Origin of the sequence: Streptococcus halichoeri (genome assembly GCF_019774635.1) — a bacterium.
GTDB classification, from domain to species: Bacteria; Bacillota; Bacilli; order Lactobacillales; family Streptococcaceae; genus Streptococcus; species Streptococcus halichoeri.
The window spans coordinates 754,389-779,158 of sequence record NZ_CP081502.1 but is presented as its reverse complement, the minus strand read 5'-3'; the positions used below and the strand labels follow the sequence as shown (position 1 = coordinate 779,158).

The 24,770-nt window shown below is 45.7% G+C and carries 20 protein-coding genes; 1 reads left to right on the top strand and 19 read right to left on the bottom strand.

Features of this window, described 5'->3' with window-relative positions:
* Positions 1-89: 89 nt before the first annotated feature.
* From K5J94_RS09610 to K5J94_RS03715, 19 genes are all read right to left on the bottom strand, one after another.
* Complete coding sequence (locus K5J94_RS09610) at positions 90-1,286, bottom strand: LPXTG cell wall anchor domain-containing protein (RefSeq protein ID WP_269437404.1); 1,197 nt, start codon at positions 1,284-1,286, stop codon at positions 90-92.
* 585 nt (positions 1,287-1,871) lie between these two features.
* A complete protein-coding gene (gene dnaJ, locus K5J94_RS03800; protein ID WP_159543134.1) occupies positions 1,872-3,008 on the bottom strand; it encodes a molecular chaperone DnaJ in 1,137 nt (378 codons plus the stop codon).
* A 329-nt stretch (positions 3,009-3,337) separates the two neighbouring features.
* Positions 3,338-5,164, bottom strand: a complete 1,827-nt coding sequence (gene dnaK, locus K5J94_RS03795) for a molecular chaperone DnaK (RefSeq protein ID WP_159543136.1) — start codon at positions 5,162-5,164, stop codon at positions 3,338-3,340.
* Positions 5,165-6,070: 906 nt separating this feature from the next.
* On the bottom strand, positions 6,071-6,634 hold the full coding sequence (grpE, locus tag K5J94_RS03790; RefSeq protein WP_159543138.1) for a nucleotide exchange factor GrpE: 564 nt from the start codon (positions 6,632-6,634) through the stop codon (positions 6,071-6,073).
* 27 nt (positions 6,635-6,661) lie between these two features.
* Positions 6,662-7,696 carry a heat-inducible transcriptional repressor HrcA gene (gene hrcA / locus K5J94_RS03785; RefSeq protein ID WP_159543140.1) on the bottom strand — a complete coding sequence of 345 codons (1,035 nt, stop codon included), beginning with the start codon at positions 7,694-7,696 and terminating at the stop codon, positions 6,662-6,664.
* 134 nt (positions 7,697-7,830) lie between these two features.
* Positions 7,831-8,442: a glucosaminidase domain-containing protein gene (locus tag K5J94_RS03780; protein ID WP_159547716.1), complete on the bottom strand. Its 612-nt coding sequence runs from the start codon at positions 8,440-8,442 to the stop codon at positions 7,831-7,833.
* Positions 8,443-8,558: 116 nt separating this feature from the next.
* Positions 8,559-9,284: a histidine phosphatase family protein gene (locus K5J94_RS03775; RefSeq protein WP_221913565.1), complete on the bottom strand. Its 726-nt coding sequence runs from the start codon at positions 9,282-9,284 to the stop codon at positions 8,559-8,561.
* A gap of 319 nt (positions 9,285-9,603) precedes the next feature.
* Positions 9,604-11,349: an IS1634 family transposase gene (locus tag K5J94_RS03770; RefSeq protein WP_221912771.1), complete on the bottom strand. Its 1,746-nt coding sequence runs from the start codon at positions 11,347-11,349 to the stop codon at positions 9,604-9,606.
* A gap of 458 nt (positions 11,350-11,807) precedes the next feature.
* On the bottom strand, positions 11,808-12,044 hold the full coding sequence (locus K5J94_RS03765) for a GlsB/YeaQ/YmgE family stress response membrane protein (RefSeq protein WP_159543146.1): 237 nt from the start codon (positions 12,042-12,044) through the stop codon (positions 11,808-11,810).
* A gap of 18 nt (positions 12,045-12,062) precedes the next feature.
* The gene (locus K5J94_RS03760; protein WP_159565147.1) at positions 12,063-13,019 is read right to left on the bottom strand and encodes a DMT family transporter; all 957 of its coding nucleotides are present in this window, start codon (positions 13,017-13,019) and stop codon (positions 12,063-12,065) included.
* A 393-nt stretch (positions 13,020-13,412) separates the two neighbouring features.
* A complete protein-coding gene (gene gatB / locus K5J94_RS03755) occupies positions 13,413-14,852 on the bottom strand; it encodes an Asp-tRNA(Asn)/Glu-tRNA(Gln) amidotransferase subunit GatB (RefSeq protein WP_159547713.1) in 1,440 nt (479 codons plus the stop codon).
* Positions 14,852-16,318 (bottom strand): Asp-tRNA(Asn)/Glu-tRNA(Gln) amidotransferase subunit GatA, encoded by a 1,467-nt coding sequence (gatA, locus tag K5J94_RS03750; RefSeq protein ID WP_159543152.1) that lies wholly within the window; start codon positions 16,316-16,318, stop codon positions 14,852-14,854. The genes gatB and gatA overlap by 1 nt, the downstream gene beginning before the upstream one ends.
* Positions 16,318-16,620 carry an Asp-tRNA(Asn)/Glu-tRNA(Gln) amidotransferase subunit GatC gene (gene gatC / locus K5J94_RS03745; RefSeq protein WP_159543153.1) on the bottom strand — a complete coding sequence of 101 codons (303 nt, stop codon included), beginning with the start codon at positions 16,618-16,620 and terminating at the stop codon, positions 16,318-16,320. The genes gatA and gatC overlap by 1 nt, the downstream gene beginning before the upstream one ends.
* Before the next feature lie 182 nt (positions 16,621-16,802).
* Positions 16,803-19,448, bottom strand: a complete 2,646-nt coding sequence (ppdK, locus tag K5J94_RS03740; RefSeq protein WP_221913563.1) for a pyruvate, phosphate dikinase — start codon at positions 19,446-19,448, stop codon at positions 16,803-16,805.
* 19 nt (positions 19,449-19,467) lie between these two features.
* Positions 19,468-20,298 carry a pyruvate, water dikinase regulatory protein gene (locus K5J94_RS03735; protein WP_159547711.1) on the bottom strand — a complete coding sequence of 277 codons (831 nt, stop codon included), beginning with the start codon at positions 20,296-20,298 and terminating at the stop codon, positions 19,468-19,470.
* 14 nt (positions 20,299-20,312) lie between these two features.
* On the bottom strand, positions 20,313-20,948 hold the full coding sequence (locus K5J94_RS03730) for a helix-turn-helix transcriptional regulator (RefSeq protein ID WP_201447694.1): 636 nt from the start codon (positions 20,946-20,948) through the stop codon (positions 20,313-20,315).
* A gap of 380 nt (positions 20,949-21,328) precedes the next feature.
* A complete protein-coding gene (locus tag K5J94_RS03725; protein ID WP_159547709.1) occupies positions 21,329-21,877 on the bottom strand; it encodes a cysteine hydrolase family protein in 549 nt (182 codons plus the stop codon).
* 1 nt (position 21,878) lies between these two features.
* A complete protein-coding gene (gene codY / locus K5J94_RS03720; protein ID WP_159560285.1) occupies positions 21,879-22,661 on the bottom strand; it encodes a GTP-sensing pleiotropic transcriptional regulator CodY in 783 nt (260 codons plus the stop codon).
* 200 nt (positions 22,662-22,861) lie between these two features.
* The gene (locus tag K5J94_RS03715; RefSeq protein ID WP_159543165.1) at positions 22,862-24,076 is read right to left on the bottom strand and encodes a pyridoxal phosphate-dependent aminotransferase; all 1,215 of its coding nucleotides are present in this window, start codon (positions 24,074-24,076) and stop codon (positions 22,862-22,864) included.
* A 177-nt stretch (positions 24,077-24,253) separates the two neighbouring features.
* On the opposite strand from K5J94_RS03715, the gene K5J94_RS03710 reads away from it, so the two are divergent.
* The gene (locus K5J94_RS03710; protein WP_159543167.1) at positions 24,254-24,706 is read left to right on the top strand and encodes a universal stress protein; all 453 of its coding nucleotides are present in this window, start codon (positions 24,254-24,256) and stop codon (positions 24,704-24,706) included.
* The last annotated feature ends 64 nt before the right edge of the window (positions 24,707-24,770 follow it).

Below are 24,770 nucleotides of genomic sequence, written 5' to 3'. Positions count from 1 at the left end.
ACTAAGAAGTGGCTAGTTGTTGTCCTTGTTAGCCGTCAACCCAATTTTGTTTATGTGTAGTGGATGTGGTTTTTTTAATAGGATTAGTTTTAGGAGTTTGTTTTTTCTTTTTTGGATTGATAAACGAGGACACCGGCACTAGCCATGGCAGCTAGCGCAGCTGCGGTGAAGAACGGGTTAGCCTTCTCACCGGTTGCTGGTAAGTGTTGAGCTTTTGGAGCAACAACTATAGCTGGTGCAACCTGAGCTCTTGGTTGCGCTGACTTAGGTTGATTGTTAGCATTAGTGTCAGCTGGAGCTGGTTGTTGCCCTTGTGGTTCTTGCTTAGGTTGGCTTGGCTGTTCTGGTTGGTTAGGAGTAGGAGTTTGAGGCTGCTCAGGTTGCTCAGGAACGTGTGGACGTTCTGGCGCAGGCTGAGGTTGAGGGGTCACCTCTGGTACTTGAGGTTGATCAGGTGTATGTGGTGGATCAACTTCTGGCTTGTCAGGGATTTGTGGTGCTCCCTGTGGGCCTTGTTCGCCACGCTCGCCTTTTTCACCTTGGAGACCTTGCTCACCACGGTCACCTTTTTCGCCTTGAAGGCCTTGCTCACCACGGTCACCTTTTTCGCCTTGAAGGCCTTGCTCACCACGGTCACCTTTTTCGCCTTGAAGACCTTGCTCACCACGCTCGCCTTTTTCACCTTGAAGACCTTGCTCACCACGCTCGCCTTTTTCACCTTGAAGACCTTGCTCACCGCGGTCACCTTTTTCACCTTGAATACCTTGTTCGCCGCGCTCGCCTTTTTCACCTTGGAGACCTTGCTCACCACGGTCACCTTTTTCACCTTGAAGGCCTTGCTCACCACGGTCACCTTTTTCGCCTTGAAGACCTTGCTCACCACGGTCGCCTTTTTCACCCTTAGGGCCGATTTCTCCTTGAGGCCCACGCTCACCTTGAACACCAGGTGCGCCATCTTTACCAGCTGGACCCATTTCACCGCGGTCACCAGTTTCACCCTTATCTCCACGGGGGCCTTGTGGGCCAGTTAAACCAGTTGCACCCTTCTCACCAGGATCACCTTTTTCACCTGGTGCCCCTTGCGGTCCAGCAGGACCACGTTCACCTGTCCAACCTCTTGGGCCTGTTGGGCCTGCTTCGCCCTTATCACCACGGGGGCCTTGTGGACCCGCCGGACCTCGATCACCTTTTTCGCCCGGTTTACCAGGATCTCCAGCAGGGCCCTGTGGGCCACGTGGCCCTGCTGGACCCATTGGACCAGGGGTTTTAGCTGTTTCATCTATCATCTCCAAGTCATTCAAAAGATTTTCTCCGAATTCTTTATCATAGGCTAAATAACCTCCAAAGAATTGTTCTAGTTTGTCTAAATATTCTTTAATAGTCTTAGTATCAAAGGTATTGCCTACTGAAAATCGTCCTGGTTTTACAGTATCTAATACTTTGGGAAAATTCAGCTTAACCTTGTTGTTTAATGGTTCATAGACTTGAAAGTTTTCCGCCTTAACGCTTACCCCCCCCCGAGGGTTACTAAAAGGGCTGCGGCTGAGGTGAGACCATAGCGGCAGACCAGACGATGGAGGCTTTTCGGTTTGCTTTTCAATTGTGTTTCTCTCTTTCTTCCCTATAAATTAGAAATTCTTCTCCTTAATGAGCATTTCACTCAGAGTATTATAAGGGAATGGGAATATGATTTGAAGGTCATAGAAATGTATTTTTTATTATTTTGTGACCTTATCGCACAAAAGCTATCCTATATGACTTTTGTATCAAAATCTGTGACTGTTTTTGTTAAAAACACCCTATCTAAAGGTTCATTTTTTTAAAACAAAAATAAAGAGGGCCATTCACTGGTCCTCTTGCTAGAGCTTGGCTTAGATGTCTTCAAAGGCGTCTTTCATTTTGTCCAGAAAGCCTTTTTTCTTGGGGCTGGTGACGTCTTCGCCACTTGCTTGGGCAAAGGCTCGTAAGGCTTCTTTTTGGCGGTCGTTTAACTTAGTTGGGGTGACAATGTTGACGGTCACATGCTGGTCGCCTTGGCCGGCGCCGCGTAATTTTGGTGCGCCCTTGCCTTTGAGACGGAAGGTCTTACCGGTCTGGGTACCGGCTGGGATGGCCATTTCGACCTGGCCATGCACGGTTGGAATGTCAACGGTGGCACCTAGGGCAGCTTGAACAAAGCTGACATTGAGTGTGTAGTAGATGGTGGCGCCATTACGCTCAAACTGCTTGCTTGGTAAGACGTTTAGGATGACAAAAAGATCGCCATAAGGCCCGCCATTAAAGCCGGCTTCGCCTTGGCCTTGTAAGCGGATTTGTTGGCCCGTTTCGACCCCCGCTGGAATCTTGACGGAGACTTTATGGGTTTCTTTTTCATGGCCAGTGCCATGGCAGGTAGGACAAGGGTCTTTGATTTCTTGGCCGGTACCATGGCAGACATCACAGGTCACCTGGCGACGCATCATCCCCAGTGGGGTTTGGGTATCAACCGAGATAACGCCTGAGCCATGACAGCGGCTACAGGTGATGGGGCTAGTGCCTGGTTTGGCACCTGAGCCATCACAGGTGTGGCAGGTTGCCTCACGGTGGTAGCTAACTTCCTTTTCCGCACCAAAGATAGCCTCTTCAAAGGAGAGGTTGACACGGTACTGCAGGTCATCTCCTTGGCGTGGGGCATTGGGGTTGCGGCTTGCACCACCGCCAAAGAAGCTTGAGAAAATATCCTCAAAGCCGCCAAAACCGCCGCCATCAAAGCCACCAAAACCACCACCGCCAAAGCCGCCTTGGCCTTGGGCCCCGGCTGAGCCGTACTGGTCATAAGCAGCACGTTTTTGACTATCGCTTAGTGTTTCGTAGGCTTCTTGGACATCTTTATACTTTTGTTCAGCGCCAGCTTCCTTGTTGATGTCTGGGTGATACTTTTTAGACATCTTACGATAAGCTTTTTTAATCTCGTCCTGAGAGGCATCCTTAGAAACCCCCAGACGATCATAGAATTCCGTATTGTTCATAATTAAGATACCAAGCCCGTATAATGCAACGTGAAAATAGGAAGGTGGCAAAAAATCCTGATTTTTTAGACAGCTTCTCTTTTTCACACAGCATTTAGGGCGGGTTCAGTTCCTTTCTAAGATATTAAGCCGTTAAGCGACTCAAAGAAAAATAGGAAAGCCGACGAAGATACTACCGTATCTAGGAGGTATTTCTCTTTTTTCGCAGAGTCGTAGGTGGGTTCAGTTCTTTCCATAAGTTTAGAAGGGTATCTAGGCAAAAACAGAGGCTGGGTTGCAACCTCTGGATTTTTACATATTTTTCTGTCGTTCTTTTGCGCTCTCACATCTTACTTTTCTGTGAACTCACCATCTACAACGCCGTCATCGCTTGCTGAGTCGCTGGTTTGTGCGCCTTCTGCGCCCCCTGCTGCTTGTTGGGCTGCGGCAGCTTGTTCGTACATTTTTACAGCTAATGCTTGAGCTTTTTCATTTAAGCTTTCGAGTTTTGTTTTCATCTCATCAAGGTTACCTGATTCTTGGGCAGCTTTAAGCTCGTCAAGAGCGGTTTGGGCAGCATCACGTTCTGTGTCAAAGCCCTTGCCTTCGGTTTCTTTGATGGTTTTTTCAGTCGCAAAGATAGCTTGGTCAACTTCGTTTTTAAGATCAACTTCTTCTTTACGTTTGGCATCAGCTTCGGCGTTAGATTCGGCGTCTTTCATCATGCGTTCGATTTCTTCTTCAGAAAGGCCGTCGTTTGACTTGATCACGATGTGTTGTTCTTTTTGGGTACCTAAGTCTTTTGCTTTTACAGAGACGATACCGTTTTTGTCAATGTCAAAGGTAACTTCGATTTGTGGAATACCACGAGGCGCTGCTGGGATGTCGGTCAATTGGAAACGGCCCAGCGTTTTGTTATCAGCTGCCATTGGGCGTTCACCTTGGAGGACATGGATGTCCACGGCTGGTTGGTTATCAGCTGCAGTGGAGAAGACTTGTGATTTAGAGGTTGGGATGGTTGTGTTGCGGTCAATTAATTTGGTAAAGACACCGCCCATGGTTTCAATCCCTAGAGATAATGGGGTGACGTCTAGGAGGACAACATCCTTGACATCGCCAGTGATTACTCCACCTTGGATGGCAGCACCCATAGCAACGACTTCGTCAGGGTTAACGGATTTGTTTGGTTCTTTGCCGGTTTCAGCTTTGACGGCTTCGACAACGGCTGGGATACGTGTTGATCCACCAACTAGGATGACTTCGTCAATTTCAGAAAGGGAAAGTCCGGCATCTGAGAGGGCGCGGCGGACTGGTGTTTTAGTCCGCTCAACAAGGTCATGGGTTAGGTCATCGAATTTTGCACGTGAAAGGCTCATCTCTAAGTGAAGGGGACCTGCTGCTCCTGCTGTGATAAATGGCAAGCTGATTTGGGTTTGGGTTACACCGGACAAGTCTTTTTTGGCTTTTTCAGCAGCGTCTTTCAAGCGTTGCAATGCCATTTTGTCTTGGGAGAGGTCAATGCCGTGTTCTTTTTTGAATTCAGCGACAAGGTAGTCAATGATTTTTTGGTCAAAGTCGTCACCACCGAGTTTGTTGTCTCCTGCTGTAGCAAGAACGTCAAAGACACCGTCACCAAGTTCAAGGATAGAGACGTCAAAGGTACCACCACCAAGGTCAAAGACTAAGATTTTTTCGTCTTTGTCTACTTTATCCATACCATAAGCAAGAGCTGCTGCGGTTGGTTCGTTGACGATACGTTCGACTTCAAGTCCGGCAATTTTACCAGCGTCTTTGGTAGCTTGGCGTTGAGCGTCGTTAAAGTAAGCAGGAACAGTGATAACGGCCTTAGTTACTTTTTCGCCAAGGTAGTCTTCTGCGTAGCCTTTCAAGTATTGAAGGATCATGGCTGAGATTTCTTGTGGTGTGTATTCTTTGCCATTTGCTGAGACTTTCTCAGATGTTCCCATTTTTGATTTGATCGAAATAACTGTTTCTGGGTTAGTGACAGCCTGGCGTTTAGCAGCATCACCGACAATGATTTCACCATTTTTAAATGAGACTACTGATGGTGTTGTACGGTTGCCTTCTGGGTTAGCAATAATCTTGCTTTCTGTTCCTTCAAGAACTGCGACTGCTGAGTTAGTTGTTCCTAAGTCAATTCCGATAATTTTACTCATGTTTGTTTCCTCTTTATGCTATTTTCTTTTTTGTTGTAATGTCACTCTTCTTAAGTAGTGTTAAAATAGGCTCATTTTGTTCGTCGCTATAGCAGAACACTTCGCCTTGCAAGCCTAGGGCTTGCTGTTCATCAACATCTTGCGCAGTAGCTGACTGAACTTTCTATGCCTTACCGGCTATGAACATTCTAGTCAGCCTTGCGGACCTTGCGGAGGGGGCGTTAGCGAAATCAACGATTTCTGACTGACACCTAGTTTTTTGTCATTTCGGACAGGGTGTGCTGGCACACTGCCTTAGTTTCCTATTTTCTTTCCACTTTTTTTACGGTCTTTGCATCTTAGTTGAACTGAGCACGACCTAAAAGTGCCGCGAAAAAGATAAACTGCCTTGTGTGCTAGCACACTGCCTTAGTTTCCTATTTTCTTTCCACTTTTTTTAACGGTCTTTGCATCTTAGCTGAACTGAGCACGACCTAAAAGTGCCGCGAAAAAGATAAACTGCCTTGTGTGCTAGCACACTGCGTTAGTTTCCTATTTTCTTCTCACTTTTTTACGGTCTTTGCATCTTAGTTGAACTGAGCACGACCTAAAAGTGCCGCGAAAAAGATAAACTGCCTTGTGTGCTAGCACACTGCGTTAGTTTCCTATTTTCTTCTCACTTTTTTACGGTCTTTGCATCTTAGTTGAACTGAGCACGACCTAAAAGTGCCGCGAAAAAGATAAACTGCCTTGTGTGCTAGCACACTGCGTTAGTTTCCTATTTTCTTCTCACTTTTTTACGGTCTTTGCATCTTAGTTGAACTGAGCACGACCTAAAAGTGCCGCGAAAAAGATAAACTGCCTTGTGTGCTAGCACACTGCGTTAGTTTCCTATTTTCTTTCCACTTTTTTTACGGTCTTTGCATCTTAGTTATACACCACCACCATGGCGGGTCTTAAGAGGCGCTCATGGAGCTTGTAACCTTTTTGGAAAACCTCCGCAATAGTGTCTGCTGGGTGGTCTTCGTCTGCTGGCAGGGTTTGGACAGCCATGTGCAGGTTATGATCAAAGTTTTCCACTGCTACTTCTTCGATGCCTTCTTCTTTGAGGGCTTGGATGAGGCTTTCTTGGACCATCTCGAGGCCCTTTTTGACATCGTCCGTGAGGCCTTCGACGGCGAGGGCTCGCTCCAAGTTATCAAGACTTGGGAGGATTTTCTTTGCTAGATCCTGCGAGCGGTAGCGCTGGAGGTTTTGCCGTTCTTCGTTTGAGCGGCGCTGGATATTTTGCATTTCGGCGTGCGCCCGCAGGTATTTGTTTTCAAATTCTTCTGCACGCGCAGTGGCTGCCTCTAACTCTGATGGTTGGTCGGCATCCGGCTGGTCTTTTGGTTCTTGCTCTGCCATTTCTTCAGGTGGCGCTGTGACCATATCTTCTGTGGGTTGCTGGTCTTTATCTTTGTGCTCTTGGTCTTGGGGTTTTTGGGACAAGGTAACACCTCTTTCTTTTTTGATGGGTTAGTGCACTTCGTAATGGTTACTGTTTAGGTAACGGTAGTAATCTCTTAGTTTAATGGCTAAGATCCGGCCAACGACATTGATCAAGCTGACATTGCGGCGATAATCCATATCGATAGGGCCGATGAGACTAAGGAGCCCATAGCCACGGTAAGGAATCAAGAACTTATAGGTCAACAGACTGACCTGAGATAGGGCTTTCTCCTTGGCATTTGCGACCTGAACGGTCGCCATGGCATCCTCAGACATGCTCTCACGGATGCTAAGGGCTAGCGCTGCTGGGTTATCTAGAAACTGATAGGTGTCTAGGCCGGCAAAATTCAAGGCATTGACCTTGCCAGAGACAAAGATGGTTTCTTGGAAAAGTTCCTTAAAGATATAATCAAACAAGTCTAGCACGTTATCCGTAATGGTAAAGTACTTTTGTAAGACTTGGGGAATCTCGGTGCGCAGGCGGTAATGGATCTCCATCAAGTCACGGTTAATGAGCCGATCATCCACGATTTCTTTGATTTTTTCAAAATCGCGGGCCAAGAAATTTCTCGGGATGGCAAATTGCACTGTCAGTGGCTTTGACTCATCCATGGTCAATACGGCTAAGGCATCGTGGCTGGATAACTGGACGATGTTAAAGCTTGTTAGCTTTTGCCTGGCTGGCTCGACATCCAAGATCGCAACGGAATAGCCGGTGATGTTGGCTAAGACCTGGCTGGCTTTTAAGAGAATATCCTCTAGTTTGTAGGCTTCAAAATCAAAAGCTTTAATCATATGATAGACATCTCTTTCATCGATGCATTCTAAATCTAAGGAATGTTCGACGAAGTATTTAAAGCCCGCCGCACTTGGCATGCGGCCGCTGGATGTGTGGGCCTTTTGCAGCAGGCCTAGTTTTTCTAGCTTGGCCATGTCATTACGAATGGTAGCACTGCTGGTTTCAATGGACTCTTGTAAGGCTTTTGAGCCAACAGGCTCATGGGTTTTGGTGAATAAATCAATAATGATATTGAGGATTTCATTTTGCCGATGTGTAATCACAAGCCAATCACCTCTTTCATTTAGCACTCTTTACTATCGACTGCTAATCTATGATTCCATTATACGCTATTCTATCGGCTTGTCAAGGGAAAAAACTAAAAAATTAGCACTCACTTTTGCTGAGTGCTAATTTTCTAATCATACTGAGTGAGGTTGTATTGCTCAATGACCTGAATCATGGCTTGGGCCCTGTTTTTATCTTGAGGATAGAGGTATTTTTGCAGGGCTTGGCTGGGTTTGACATAGCCTTTTTGGGTGGCTAAGTGGGTGTATAAGTCGGTATCGGCTAATTCCCCTGCTTTCAGGCGTTGCAAATAATCGCGCGCAGCCTGGTCCCAGCTGAGGTAGCGGGCGTAGCGAACGGTTTGGCCTTGGGTCATTGCTTGCGCTGCTGAGCTATTTTGCAAAAAAGGCGCAACTGAACTAGGTGTCAAGGCGATGGCGGCTTGGCCTGGTTTGGCGGGGAGGGCATAAAGGTTAGCGTATTTGGCGGCCAATAAGGTCTGGCCATGCTGGCTTTCAAGATCGGCTTGAGCCAGTAAGACTGAGGGTTTGATGCCGTAAGCTTTGGCGATGGGGCCTAGCTCTTTGGCTAGGCGTTTAAGAAAGGCTTGCTGGCTGTAGGGGACAGGCTGCAATTGTCGCGCCTTAGGTGGGCTTGCGTGCCAGCATAAGGGAAGGAGAATCAGTCCCATAAAGAGCACTAACAGTATGATAAAGTATCCTAAGCTGAGGCGTTTTCTCATTATTTCTCCTTGAGTCAGTCTGGCTACTATTTCGTGGTAGCTGCTGGTTTTTTATTTTTTGGGGATAGGTCCCCTCGTAAGAGCTAGGGGGTGATGGCTCGCACCAGTTTTTAGCCTCAGTAAGTCTGGTTGGTTGGTTGCTGGGCGGCAGTTGCTTCGATGATCTCGCGACCTCGATAGCGATAGCTCATATCTCCGATGGCTTTGATGGTAAACTGGCCGTCTTCATAGTCAACGACAGTAACAGAGCCGTTATCAATGTATTGTTTGTCATGCTGAGGATCAATCAACCATAAGAAGGTCCCTATGGTCATGCCATGGCTTACGACAATGGCATTGCCGCCGCCGGCATTTTGGATGGACAAGGCAATCGCTTCAAAGCCGTCTAAAATGCGTTTGCGCAGCACTTCCCAGGGTTCAGCCCAGTTGGCAGTGTCTACTTCGACAATGCTTTGTGCTAACTCTGAATAAGGGACATCTCGCAGGTTGTCGCGGCCTTGAAAGGCTTTGGTCCTAGGGAGCACACCAAGGAATAATTCGGAATCATAGGCTCCATCTAGGCTACCAAAACACCATTCCCGGATACGTTTGTCACGTGTATAGGGGATAAAAGCTTGCTCGGATTCCCGCAAAATAATCTCCATGGTCAACATGGTACGACCAGAATCACTGGAGAAGGCGGCTTGAAAGGGAATGGCGGCATCTTTTAGGCCTAGACCAAGTTCACGGATACCTTCTTCGCCGGTTTTTGTCAGGGGTGTATCACTCCATCCTTGTGCGCGACCAATTGTGTTAAACATTGTTTTGCCGTGGCGGGCAATATAAAGCCTGGTTTTTGTCATAGTGTCCTCCCTCTTCTTCTATCCATTATAGCATTAAACAAAAGGGCATGCAAAATCCCTTGCTTTACCGTTTAGGACTTAGCAGCTTGGGGCTAATGGTTGCAAATCAATGACAAGCTCTTTACCTTAGGCCTGATTTGTTACTCAGCTGACATTGGCTTTTCATATTGCTTGGTTATACTTATGGTAGGCACCTAAGAACCGATAAGACACACTAGGTTGCAAAGACCACTTGAGCGCAAGCACTCAAGTGGTCTTTTTTTCCCGAGTTTATCAGTTAAAAAATAAAAAAATCTCTATAAACGCTGTCAAATCAACGTTATTGAAGCTTTTTTAAGTTGTAAATCGTGTTGTGTATGCAGTTTTTCCCTAACTTTTGAATATCTTCGTGTCTGACTGTTCCACGGTCCCAAGTAATACCTAATAAACGAAGGAATTCACTTGCTTCATGATTTTGCTGGACTCTATATATTCCTTGTCCCATAGTTGAAGCTAACATACTGTTTAAGCTGTCAATCATTCTAGCAGGACTCATCTTCTTATCGCTAATGTAATACAATAAGCGAATCATTACTAAACTGATAAAGCAGATTAGGAAATGGCCTTCAATATGTTCCTTTTTCCTTACGTAAACAGGTCTAGTTTCAAACTCTGTTTTGGTTATTCGAAAACAACTTTCAATAGAGGATAGTTCTTTGTAGGCCGCTAATATAGCATCATCCTCCATCTCAATTTCACTCGTTACAAGGACATGAACTCCATCAAATTGAGCATCATATTCCACCTGTTCTTGATCAAGTCGGATAAGTGGTGAAAATGGTTTAACCTCTCCAGTTTCGGTATCCAAGTAGCTCAATTCAAGGTATTTCTTCCCTCCCTTCTTACTCGTTTGTCGAAATAGTTCTGCATTGGTTAACTTATTGGCATAGTCGAGAGCTCCTTCGCGTCGAATCCGTTCTCTATCTTCATATTTTTTAGACCATGTCATCAGCACTTTTTCTTTAACAGTTGGGGAATCCTTCTTTGTCCCAAGTTTTCTCTCCCGAATGTAAGACTTTTTAGCAAAAGTGAGATTTTGATTAAACTGCCAACCAGATTCTTCCAATATGTTTTCTTGAATATCCTTTGGAGCGCCACGTTTCCCACGGTGCTTTTGAGAGAAAAGCCAACCGTCATTATTCTTTATAGTAGCTTGTAGGTTATTTGTGCTGTTCATGGCCTTGTCTGCGACCACTACCAACCGTTCAATCCCAAATTGTTTCTTTACTTGCTCAATTGCAGGGATGTAGGTGATAGGGTCTGTAACGTTACCTCTAAAAAGTCTATAAGCTATGGGAATACCATTTATATCCATGAATAATCCCATTTGGATAATGGGGTCTCTCCTGTATTCTTTACTGGCTCCTCTTCGACGAAGGCCCTCTACAAGGATATCTCCATTTTCATCGTGTCTATCCTCATCCGGAACATCAATTTCAAAAAAGTAGTTGGTAACATCGTAAAACACTAACGTTCCTGTTCGATTCGTTAATTGACTGACCTCTTGATGGAGGTGGTATTGAAGTTCTGATTGAAGATTGTTCAAGACATCTAGTGACCGATATACTGAATTATATGGAACATTCCAATTTCCAAATAGGGAAGTTTGATGGTAGAAAGTTCTATATTTGCTTCCTGGGTTCAGAATTCGTTGAAAGAGCAGAAGCTTAACCGTTTGATCTAAGTCAATCGTCATTTTTGACGGTTTATTTTTTTTAAAGAATCTATTTAGCTTGAGGGTTGTGTAAAGGTCTTCTAAAATCTTCCAACCAATGTTTTCATCAGGTGCGTTCATTGGGTCTTTTAGAGAAAGCTTAATCAGAAATTCTTCAGATTTAGCGTGTGATTCCTCCTTTGCCTCACGTTTTAATCGCTCAAGAATACCTGGCTCTTTCGCTTCTAATTCATCCAACAAACCATATTTATGAAGAATCCGTTGTTTTGACTTTCCGTTCTCACGATATCCTTCAACAAGATAAACATGCTTACGACCTTCTCTGTTTTTTGTAATTCGAATAAATGCCATAACTATAGTATAACATACATTGCCGTTCACAACAATAAATAGAGATAAAAAATCAAAAGAAATACCGCTGTTATCGCAAAAACAACCCCTGCGAAGTCAATTAACTGATAAACTCGGGATTATAGCATTAAACAAAAGGGCATGCAAAATCCCTTGCTTTACCGTTTAGGACTTAGCAGCTTGGGGCTAATGGTTGCAAATCAATGACAAGCTCTTTACCTTAGGCCTGATTTGTTACTCAGCTGACATTGGCTTTTCATATTGCTTGGTTATACTTATGGTAGGCACCTAAGAACCGATAAGACACACTAGGTTGCAAAGACCACTTGAGCGCAAGCACTCAAGTGGTCTTTTTTTCTATTTTTTGTCAGGTTGTCAAGCCTATCACGGCTTTAGGCTCGGATTAAGCTTGGTTTAGAACAGCACTCTCTTTTTCAGATACTGTCTGATTTTGATCTTTATTTGCGTCCCAGTAAGGCAGATGCCACCACAACGACAATGGCTGCCCCAAGAATGGAAGGAAAGATCGCCATGCCAGCTAAGTGCGGGCCCCAGTAGCCAAAGAGTTTTTGACCAAGAGCTGAGCCAATAAGGCCAGCGGCAATATTGGTTAAACAACCCATTGAGCTGCCTTGATCTGTGATTTTTCCTGCGATCATGCCGATAATCGCACCTACAATTAACGATCCAATCATGTGTTTCTCCTTTTTATATTATGTGTTCATTTTTGAGCTATTAGGTCGATGAGACATCTCATCTTTGGTGGCAAAGCGCTTTTCCCTTCGCAAGAGATAGATGTCACGAATGGAAATGAGAAGGACGGCAATAAGGATTAAAAGCATGCCAAGCAAATCCTGATAGAAAAACTCCTGCCCTAGCAAGATAAAGGCCAAAAAGACCGAGGCAATAGGCTCAATTGCGGCTAAGAGGGTGGCCTTGATGGGGCCAACCATGCTGGTTCCTACTAAAAAGAAGGTATAGGCCACAATCGTTCCTATAACAACTAGGCCAAATAAGGCCAGACTATTGCCAGGTGTTAAGGCTAGCTTATAATGCCAGGCCCTGGTCAAAAGGGTAAATGTGGAACCAGAAATAACCATGGCAAGGCCAATGACTACGAGACTACCCCAGTCTTGAATCAGCCGCACAGGCAGCAAGACATAGAGGGCCGCAGCCACAGCCGAAATCAAGCCCCATGCCAGACCTTGAGGGGTGACAGCAAGTTCTGAGAGGTTACCATGGGTTGCAATCACTATCGTCCCAACAAGGGCAAGGAAAATAGAGCTGCTTTCAGCAATTGAGGGGTAGCGCTTCTCAGTCAGCGAGACAAAAGCTAGGATCAAAACCGGGTTTAAGTACTGTAAAACGGTAGCGGTCCCGGCATTGGTAAACTTAATCGCATTTAAATAAGCATATTGGTTCAAAAGCAAGCCACAAAAACTAAAGAGCAACAACTGTAGCACAGCTTTCTTTTGCTGCAAGATAGCTTTTAAGCGTTCTTTTTGCCTGGCTATGGCAAGTCCTAGCAAAAAGAGCCCAGAAATCAGTAGGCGAAGCGCTGTTAGTAAGTTCACATTAATATTCTGGCTTAAGAGATATTGGCCGGCCACACCTGATAAGCCCCAAGCTGTTCCGGCCAGCAAGACGAGGATGGTGCCCTTATGTTTCACTGTTTATGTTCCCTTTCCCTTTCACTATGTGTTTCTTCCAAGTTATGGTCTGTTGTCTATTGTACCATATTCGCTAGCTCCTCTGAAAGCTTTATTCCTTAAAAGAGCTAGCCCTTAAGATTTGCTTTGCTTTTTAAGACATGTCAGATTCATAGATAGCTAGGTCTCACTACAGGACCAAAGGAGGCGAATTCGGCGGCGGGCAGCGGGCGGTACGTATCTCTTAGACTGATTCTCTTTATTGTCAGTTGCTAAAAGCCTATAGAGCGCCGTTTTGCCTCGCTCATTCCTGCCCATCCCCACCTAGCCAACTAAAAGCAGCAAGCGCCTACCAGGGCCGCTCGCTGCTCACTGTAACTATTCTTAAGCTTTGCTCTTTTGCTTAAGGCGACTTTAGTCTCGTAATGCTTGTAATTCCTGAGCTAGGAGTTTGAGGGCCACTTGTGGGTTGGCCTGACCTTTGGTCGCCTTCATCAGATAGCCAGTGAAGGCCTTATCTGCATTACGTTTACCAGCTTTAAAGTCCGCCACGGCTGCTGGATTATCAGCAAAAACCTGATGAATAATGGGGATTAAGACCTGAGGGTCAGAAATCTGAACCAAACCAGCTGATTTGACATAAGCTTCCGCTGAGCCGCCGTTTTTAGCTAGATGCACAAAAACTTTCTTGGCGATTTTTGAAGAGATGGTGCCATCATCGATGAGCTGGATCATCTCAACCAGATTGGCCGGTGTCAAGCTAATGGCCTCAAGAGACTTAGCTTCGCTATTTAGGAATTGAGCCACTTCACCTTGCAACCAGTTGGAGATTTGCTTAGCATCGCCACCTAGGGCCACGGCTTGCTCAAAGAAATCTGATGTGGCTTTGGTCGCGGTTAATTGCCCAGCATCATAGTCGGACAAACCAAGCTCACTGACATATCTGGCACGTCTTTGGGCGGGGAACTGAGGCAGAGCTGCACGCATTTGCTCAATCCAAGCATCGTCAATGTGATAAATGGGAAGATCAGGTTCTGGGAAGTAACGGTAATCAGCAGCGCCTTCTTTGACCCGCATCAAGATCGTAGCTTTGTTGGCCTCGTCATAGCGGCGGGTTTCTTGGCGAATGATGCCGCCTGAACGCAAGATTTTAGCTTGACGTTCCACTTCGAACTCAAGTCCTTTACGAACATTGGAGAAGGAATTGAGGTTTTTGAGCTCGGTCTTGGTACCAAAGGCTTCTTGGCCATAAGGGCGCAGCGAAATGTTGGCATCGACCCGCATGGAACCTTCTTCCATCTTAACATCGGAGATGCCGGTGTATTGGATAATTTCCTTAAGGGCGGTGAGATAAGCATAGGCTTCTTCTGGCGAACGCATATCTGCTTCTGAGACAATCTCAATCAGTGGTACTCCCTGGCGGTTGAGATCGACATAGGAGTAGCCATCACTGCCATGCGTATTTTTGCCGGCATCTTCTTCTAGATGGGCCCGCTCAATGCGAATTTTTTTGCTGCTGCCATCTTCTAATTGGATGTCAATCCAGCCCGCATAGCCTATGGGCTCATCAAATTGAGAGATTTGGTAGGCTTTAGGATTATCAGGGTAAAAATAATTCTTGCGGTCAAAGTGCATGGTCTGGTGGATGTCCATATTGAGAGCCAGCGCAGCTTTGATTCCCGCATCAATAACACCTTTGTTCATGACTGGCAACACACCTGGGAAGGACCAGTCAATGACATTGGTGTTAGCATTTTGCTCTTTGCCAAAATGGGCTGAAGCCGGGGAGAAGATTTTGGACTGGGTGTTTAATTCCACGTGAACTTCAAGGCCGATAATCGTTTCAAAATTCATTACTGAGCTCCTCCAAAAATAATGGGCTTTTGCTTATGGTAGTCGGTGCTGGCTTCAAAGCTAGCGGCTACTTGATAAAGGGTGGCTTCGCTGTATTTGGGACCGATGAGTTGGAGGCCAACGGGCAGACCCTGATCAAAACCAGCAGGGATGGAAATCCCAGGGAGACCAGCTAGGTTAACCGGAATGGTCAAAATGTCAGCCAGGTACATAGCTACTGGGTCGTGGTTGAGCGACTCAAGGGCAAAGGCGGTGGTTGGTGCGGTTGGGCCAAGGATGAGGTCATAGTCTGCAAAGACTTTGGCAAAATCCTGAATGATTAAGGTGCGGACTTGGCCGGCTTTTTTGTAATACGCATCGTAGTAACCAGATGACAAGCTAAAGGTTCCTAGCATGATCCGGCGTTTCACCTCATCGCCAAAGCCTTCTGAGCGGGTATTGACATAAATATCATCTAAGTTTTGATAATGTTCTGTGCGGTAGCCATAGCGAATACCATCAAAACGCTGGAGGTTTGAGGAGGCTTCTGAGGAGGCGATGATGTAGTAGACGGCAACTCCGTACTTGGAATGCGGCAGGCTAACTTCTTCGACAATGGCGCCTAATTTTTCAAATTGCTGAGCGGCCTTTAGGATGGTTGCTTTGACCCCTGGGGCAATTCCTTGGCCCAGGTATTCTTTAGGCAGGGCAATTTTCATGCCTTTGATGTCTTGACCGAGCTTAGCTGTAAAGTCGCAAGCAGGCTGGTCTGCTGAGGTGGCATCTTTGCTATCATGGCCTGCGATGACATTCAAAAGCTGGGCGTTTTCTTTGACGGTTGGTGACATGGGACCGATCTGATCAAGCGAGCTGCCAAAGGCCACAAGGCCAAAACGCGACACCCGACCATAGGTTGGTTTCATGCCGACAATGCCATTAAAGGAAGCCGGTTGGCGAATCGAGCCACCGGTATCTGAACCCAGTGACAAGCGGACTTGCCCAGCAGCAACTGCTGCTGCTGAGCCGCCTGATGAGCCACCCGGCACCTTGCTTTGGTCCCAGGCATTTTTTGTTTTCTTGAAATAGGAGGTTTCAGTCGAGCCGCCCATGGCAAATTCGTCCAGGTTGGCTTTACCAATAACAATCATCTGCTTGTTATAGAGCTTTTCGACTGCTGTCGCATCAAAAATCGGCTCGTAGTTGTAGAGCATCTTGGATGCGGCGGTGGTTAAAATTCCCTTGGTTGAAATATTATCCTTGACAGCTAAGGGGATGCCCGCCATAACATTATCTGGGTCAATCCCTTTGGCATCTAGGTCTTTTGCTTGGGCCAAGGCTGCTTTTTCTGACACGGTGATAAAGGCGCCAATCTGCTCTTCGCGTGCCTGAATATCCTCTAAGGTGGCCTTGGTTAATTCGGTGACAGACAATTCTTTATTGACCAAGAGTTCATGCAGTTGATCAATCGTATAGTGATTAAATGACATTAGGCATCTCCTCCGTCTTCAAGAATGGCTGGGACTTTGATGTAATAATCTTCTTGCTCGGGGACATTTTTAAACAACTCAGCACGATCTGGACCTGCTTGAGCCTCGTCTTTACGCATCACGGTTGTGCGGTCGGCCATGGTTGTCGTCACGGCGACACCTTCTGTGTCCACTTCATTTAAGAGTTCAATCATGTCGACAATTTTGGACAAGCTTGAAGCAAATGCTGATGTTTCGTGATCTGAAAAGCGTAACTTGGACAAATGAGCCACGTGACGCACTTCTTCTTCAGAAATTTTCATGACTTCTCCTTACTCTAATTCCTAGGATGTTCCTTTGACATAGTCTTCTCCATTATATCACATTCAGCTCTTGCCCGGCGAAAAAGTTTCTCTCTGCTTACTGGAGGCTTGCGTGTGCCTAGCTCTTGATAGCACCCCTAAAAAACCTCGCCGGTTTCGACGAGGTCTCACAAAATCAGTGCTTATTTATCTCTAAGAATGGCAGGGCCTGCTTTTTTGATGCTAGCTTGAGCGGCCGCAAGCCGAGCAAGAGGAACCCGAAACGGCGAGCAAGAAACATAATCCAAGCCCTGTTGGTAGCAAAAGGCCACCGAAGCCGGTTCGCCGCCGTGCTCACCACAAATGCCCAATTGCAGGTGAGGCTTAACACTACGCCCCAAATCAACAGCCATGGCGAGGAGGCGGCCGATTCCTTTTTGGTCAAGCACTTGGAACGGATCGTTGTCTAAAATCCCCTCCTCAAGGTAATCTCCCAAAAACTTCCCGGCGTCATCTCGTGAAAAGCCAAAGCCCATTTGCGTCAAATCATTGGTCCCAAAGCTAAAGAAATCAGCAACCTGAGCAATCTCATCTGCCGTTACACAGGCTCTTGGTAGCTCAATCATGGTTCCAATCTGATAAGTCAGCTCTGCCTGTTTAGCTTGTAGCTCCTGAGTGATGGTCTGCTCTAGTAAGGTGCGGATCCTTGCTAGCTCCTTGGCAGACGAAACCAGCGGCACCATAATCTCTGGCTGTACCTTGATACCAGCTTGTTTAGCTAGGAGGGCGCCTTGGACAATCGCTCGCGCTTGCATCTCATAGATTTCTGGATAAGTAATCGCCAAGCGACAGCCGCGATGGCCAAGCATCGGGTTAAACTCCGCCAATTCCTGCAGGCGATGATAAATAGCTGCTAGAGGCAAATCTAGCTGAGTAGCCATTGCGGCAAGGGCTGCTTCGTCTTGTGGTAAGAATTCGTGCAGAGGTGGGTCCAGCAAGCGAATGGTGCAGGATTTGCCATTCAAGGCCGTAAACATTGCCTGAAAATCCGCTCGTTGTAAGGGCAAAAGCTTATCCAAAGCCCGGATACGATCTTGTTTGGTATTTGCCAAAATCATCTCCCGGACCAAGGCAATCCGGCTTTCTTCAAAGAACATGTGCTCTGTCCGGCATAAGCCAATTCCTTGCGCGCCAAAGGCAAGTGCCATGTTAACGTCCGCTGGCTTGTCCGCATTTGAGCGCACCTGCAGCTCACGTTTAGCATCAGCCCAAGCCATGAATTGCTGGTAATCATCATTAAGGGTGGTCTGACTCATTGGGACCTGACCTAGGTAGATGGCTCCGGTGCTGCCATCTAGCGAGAGGAAGTCGCCTTCTTGGAGGGTCGTTTGGCCTAGGCGGAGACAGCGTTTTGCCTCATCAATGACCAGTTGACTGCAACCAGCCACACAGGGTTTCCCCATACCACGTGCAACCACAGCAGCATGCGAGGTCATGCCGCCACGGGCGGTGATAATGCCTTGCGCACTGATCATGCCTTCAATATCCTCAGCTGATGTTTCTTGCCGAACTAACAGCACGGCTTGGCCAGCTTTGGCTTGTTGGACAGCATCTTGTGCATGAAAATAGACTCGACCGCAGGCCGCACCTGGTGAAGCTGGTAGACCTGTAGCTAGGCGGTTAGCTTGCGCTAGATCGGCCGGAGCAAAGGAAGGATGTAGCAAGTGGTCTAACTGCTGAGGCTCAATGCGCAATATGGCTTCTTCTTGGCTGATTAACCCTTCTTGGACCTGGTCAACTGCAATCTTAACGGCCGCTTGAGCGGTGCGTTTCCCAGAACGGGTCTGCAACATGTAGAGGCGGCCCTTTTCGATGGTGAATTCAAGGTCTTGCATGTCGCGATAATGGTTTTCTAATTTTTTGGCAACGCTTACAAATTGTTGGTAAAGGTCAGGCATCTTGTCTGCCAAGCTGGCAATGGTCTGAGGGGTGCGGATCCCTGCAACCACATCTTCGCCCTGTGCATTGATGAGGTATTCACCAAATAACTGGTTCTTCCCGGTTGAGGGATTGCGGGTAAAGGCTACCCCAGTGCCGCTGGTCTCACCCATATTACCAAATACCATAGCCTGAATAGTAACAGCCGTGCCAAGGCTTTGTGAAATGCCATTGAGTTTGCGATAGACTTTGGCACGAGGATTATTCCAGGAATCAAAAACTGCTTCAATGGCTATGAGCAATTGCTCCTTGGGATCTTGGGGAAACGGGTGACCCAGCTGCTGTAAATAGATTGCCTGATAGGTTTGGACAAGCTTTTTTAGATCCTGGCTGCTTAGCTCCGTATCCTCTTGATAGCCATGTTTTGCTTTAAGCTCAGCTAAGGCCTGGTCAAATAGTGTTTTAGGCAAGCCTCTGGCCACATCACTAAACATTTGAATAAAGCGACGATAGCTATCATAGGCAAAACGTTCATTGTGGGTAGCTTGCGCCAAGCCCTTAACACTGGTGTCATTAAGGCCGAGATTTAAAATAGTATCCATCATCCCTGGCATCGAAAAGACCGCTCCTGAGCGCACCGAGACAAGCAGTGGGTTGTCTGCACTGCCTAATTGCTGGCCTTTGGCCTTCTCTAGCTCCCCCAGTGCTTCTTCAATCTGCTCTAAAATAAGCTCACGAATCACTTCATGGTGTTCGTAGTAATCATTACAGGCTTGCGTTGTGATGGTAAAACCTTGCGGGACGGGTAAGCCAATGCGGGTCATTTCAGCCAGATTAGCTCCCTTACCGCCTAGTAAAGTCCGCATGTCCTTGTGACCTTCTGCAAAATGATAGACAAATTTTCTCTCCATAACCTTGCTCTCTCCTTTATTATAAGTCTCGCGTGATTAGCTTATTAGCTTTTAGCATGTCTAAAATAATCGTTGCCGTTTCTTCAATCGCTTTATCAGAGACATTGATGATTGGACAGTGGAGCTGTTGCATGACTGTCTCGGCATAGCTCACTTCTTCTAAAATCCTTTCTGGACTGGCATAATTAGCATTCCCTGGCAGGCCTAGGGCCTGTAAGCGCATCTTGCGCACCTGATTTAATCGGTCAAGAGAATTTGTCAAACCAATCATTTTTTTAGGATCGATCAGGTCCAATTCCTTAGGCAGGGGAACCTCGGGCACCAGGGGAATATTCACCACCTTAATAGCCTTATCCGCTAAAAACATGCTCAAAGGTGTTTTAGAAGTGCGAGAGATACCCAGCAAGACCAGGTCTGCTTGTAAGATGCCACGGGGGTCTTTTCCGTCATCATATTTCACGGCAAATTCGATGGCTGCAACCCGATCAAAATAATCCTGATCTAATTGACGCAATAAACCTGGGGTGCCCAGGGGTTCTAACCCTGAGAGCTGAGACATGCCCTGCAATACATTGGTGAGTAGATCGACATAGACCAGACCCTGGGCTTCACAGCACCTCTGGGCATAAGAAGCAAGCTCGACATCAACCAAGCTAAACATCAATAGGGCTGTGCTTTGACTAGCTTCCTCAAGGATCTGATCCAGAAGGGACTGATTATTGATATAAGAAAAACGCTTAAAGGCCCAATGCTCATGCTGTGGAAACTGAGACAGACAAGCTTTAACAATAGCGCGAGCCGTTTCGCCTAAAGAATCTGAAATAATATAAATGACAAGTTGATCATCCATACTGACACCTCCATCTATTCACGTATTTCAAGAAATAACTTAGAGAGGATGGTTTTAGATAGTTTGCCGACCACTTTAAACTTCCCAGCCTGGCTTTTGTCTTGTTGCACTACAGGCAAGCTATCCACCTGCCTGGTAACCAATCGCTCAGCAGCCGTAAAGAGGGAAGCACCTGCTTCAACAGTGGCAATATTGGGCATTCTGGTCATAATCATGCCCACTGGAACTTTGGTCAAATCATTGCTACCAATGCTAGTTTTTAACAGGTCCTTGCGAGACACAACGCCACATAAGTAGTCCTGTTCATCTACAATGAAGGCGCAGCCTGCATCTTCCATAAAAATATGCACAATGACATCATAGACGGAAATGTCTTGATGAACCGTCAAGGGCACGCCCATGACATCAGACACTCGTGTTTCTTGAAAAGGATTCGCTGCCTTTAAGGCCTGCGACTGACCGATATAGAAATAGCCCACCTTGGGCTTAGCGTCCAAGATGCCTAGCATTGTTAAGACAACCAAGTCCGAGCGCAAGGCGGCACGCGTAACCTGAAGGCTTTCTGCAATGAGCTCCCCAGTAATGGGCTCTTGATTCTTGACAATTGTGATAATCTCTTCTTGCCGCTTTGTTAACTGAATAATAACCATTCCCTTCATATATGCTATACTATTTATCTTATATGATATATTATATAAGCTATTTTGAAAAAATCAAGGATAAACAGTATATCATAAATATTTTTTTAAAATAGCCTGGCTGGTACTGCGGGGGCCTGCCTACCGCACCAGCTAGCAGGGCGAGCAAATACAAAAAATAAACGAGAGTAAAAAGGTCGTGACAAGGCCCAAGAACAAAGTAACTCCAGGGGCATATGGTCACTAAAAAAGCTACGATGCCACGCTTGTTGCCCAACGAAAAAACGAATGCCAGACGCAGGAGATTTCTCTTAAGCAAAGGCATTCGTTTTTTGATTAGGTAAGTGCCAGTCATCTATCGGTGAGCTAGAGACCAAGACCTTATTTATTTTTTAAATCAGCTTTGCACCTAAGACATTTTCCAAATGATTTAGTGCAAAAGCATGCCCTTCAGGGGTCAAGCTGGCTGTCGCATCAGCCACTACTTCAATCTGGTAGCCTAGGTTGTAGGCGTCAATAGCCGTATGTAAGACACAAATATCGGTCATGACGCCGGTCAAAGTAACAGTGTCAACCTTTCGCTCACGCAAACGTATGTCTAGATCTGTTCCTGCAAAAGCTGAATAATAACGCTTATCTAGCCAGAATACTCGGCTATCAGCAGCAATCGTCTGGTAAACCTGAGCCAGCGGCCCGTAGAGCTTACGACCGCTGGTACCACTGAGATTATGCTCGGGGAAGAGCTTGCTTTCTGGATGGAAATGATCACCCACTTCATGATTATCAATTGCAAAGAAGATAAAGTCGCCCTGTGCAAACGCTTGCTGAGTCGCCGCAGCCATGTTTTGGGCAATGGCTTGAGCCGGTTGACCAGCCGTCAACTTACCATTAGTTGCTACAAAATCATTTGTATAATCAATCGAAATGAGTGCCTTAGTCATGTTAAAATTCCTTTAACTTTTCAAAAATACCTTCATTGATAACTTTCAAGTAAGTTCCCTTCATTCCTAGAGAACGACTTTCAATAATTCCAGCACTTTCTAGCTTGCGCAGGGCATTTACAATGACTGAACGCGTGATGCCAATGCGATCTGCTATGACAGAAGCTGTCAAGCGTCCTTCATTGCCATCAAGTTCACCAAGGATGGCTGCCACAGCCTTCATCTCAGAGTAAGACAAGGTATTAATGGCCATGTTAACAGCAGTCTGCTTACGAATCGTTTCCTCAAGATTTTCAGTTTGCAGATTGAGCAATTGGATCCCAACTACTGTACTTGAAATTTCAACCAAGATTAAATCATCATCGTTAAATTCATTATCATTGCGCCAAATGATCAATGAGCCAAGGCGCATCCCGCCGCCATAAATAGGAGCGATGGTCGTTAAACCATCTGGATAATCATCCTTAGACTCAACAGGGAAAATGCTTAATTCGTTATCTACTGCTAAATTTGCTTCCGTATCATAAACACGACTAGCAGCTTTGACATAGGTATCTGGAAATTGCTTTGCTGCGAAAAATTCTTCAACACGGTCATTGTTGGTTTTATACTTCATCGCATAGCCAAGTAAATTACCACCGCCATTAATAATACAGGCATTGCAATCAATAATATCAGCTAAACGCGAAGCCATCGTGTTGTAGGGTAAATCAGCTTCTAGACTATCAACCGAACGTTGTAGAATAGAAGTGATTTGACGTGTTTTTTCTAGTAAATTGGGCATGTTTCACCTATTTCTAATTCCTATTGTAATATTTTGCGTTATCATTATAACAAAGGCCATCTGATTTAGCAAGGAATTATCAGAAAATTGACTATCCTTTAGATCAAGGGAAAAATGCCAGTTTTTTGCTATTTTGACACAAAAACATCTAGGCAAACAGCCTAGATGAGAAATCATAAATAAGATTAGATGACTGACAATCAGCGTTTATAATTGGCTAGCACCCGGGTGAGTTTTTCTTGCACATCAGCTAGTTCTTCTACAGTTGGTAAATAAACTATGCGGAAATGATCGGGATCTTTCCAGTTAAAGCCTCTGCCATGTACTAGCATGACCTTTTCTTGTTTTAAGAGATCTAATACAAACTGTTCATCATCGTCAATCCGATAGATTGTTCGGTCAATCTTAGGAAAAATATACAAACCAGCCTGCGGCTTAACAGCTGACAAACCAGGTATGGCATTAATGGCCTCATAGATAAAATTGCGTTGCTCATAGATGCGGCCGCCCGGCAAGAGCAACTCATCGACTGATTGGTAGCCTCCTAGGGAGGTTTGAACCACTTGTTGGGCCAAAACATTGGAGCACAGCCGCATATTGGCTAGCATATTGAGTCCTTCAATGTAGCCCGTGACATGATGCTTAGGGCCAGATAGGACCATCCAGCCCACTCGAAAACCAGCAATGCGGTGGGATTTTGACAGGCCATTCATAGACACACAAAAGACATCCGGTGCTAGGCTGGCTAGGGCAATATGGTGTCCGTCATCCATCACGAGGCGGTCATAAATTTCATCAGCAAAAAGAATTAAATCGTGCTCACGCGCTAACTCTACGATGGCTTCTAGTATTTCTTTGGGATAGAGTGCCCCTGTTGGATTATTGGGATTGATGACGACAATAGCCTTGGTACGATCTGTAATCTTGGCCTTAATGTCTGCAATATCTGGGTACCAATTGGCTGCTTCATCACATAGGTAATGCACAGCATGGCCACCACCTAAGCTCACACAGGCAGTCCACAAAGGGTAATCTGGCATGGGAACTAGCACCTCATCGCCATCATCTAATAAGGCCTGTAAGGACATGGAAATCAATTCTGAAACCCCATTTCCCAAATAGACATCATCAATATCAACCGGTGGAAAACCCTTTAATTGACAATACTGCATAATCGCCTTGCGGGCCGAAAAAATTCCTTTACTGTCTGAATACCCCTCACTTGAGCGGGCATTGACAATCAAATCACGGATCACCTCATCTGGTGCTTGAAAACCAAAGGCCGCAGGATTGCCGGTATTTAAACGGAGAATTTTTTCACCATTTGCCATCATGCGCTGCGCTTCATCTAGAACCGGTCCTCGAATATCATAAGCGACATGTTCTAATTTAGATGATTTGTTAAATTGCTTCATGATCAGTTACCTCGTAAGTTCTATTATATCGGAAAAAAATTAAAATAAAAAGTAGTTTTAATTATTTCCCCAGAAAAAGATAGCCCGGCTGCCATTCAGAAAAAACAATAAAACGGTTTCAATATCTTCCAATTTAGAGTATACTATTAGTAGAAAACGAACAAAGGAGATTAGCACATGTCTCAAAATTATGAACGTATCATGGTAGCTGTTGACGGTTCTTACGAATCAGAACTTGCCTTTCACAAAGGTGTCAACGTTGCCCTTCGCAACCAGGGTGAACTCTTTCTCGTTCATGTCATTGATACACGCGCACTACAAAGTGTTGCAACCTTTGACACCTATATTTATGATAAGCTTGAACAAGAAGCAAAGGATGTTTTGTCAGAACTAGAACGCCAAGCAAAGCAAGCCGGGCTAACACGTATCACCCAAATCATCGAATTTGGTAATCCAAAAAGTCTCTTAGCACGCGACATTCCTGAACGCGAAAAGGTTGACCTGATTATGCTTGGAGCAACGGGATTAAATACTTTTGAACGCCTGCTCATTGGGTCTTCTTCTGAATATGTCTTACGCCACGCCTCATGTGATCTTTTGATCGTCCGTGATAGTGAAAAATCATTATAAACAAACCAATAAACAATCTGCCTCAGGCAAAGAAGCTGACCTGGCTAAAAGCCAAGTCTTATCC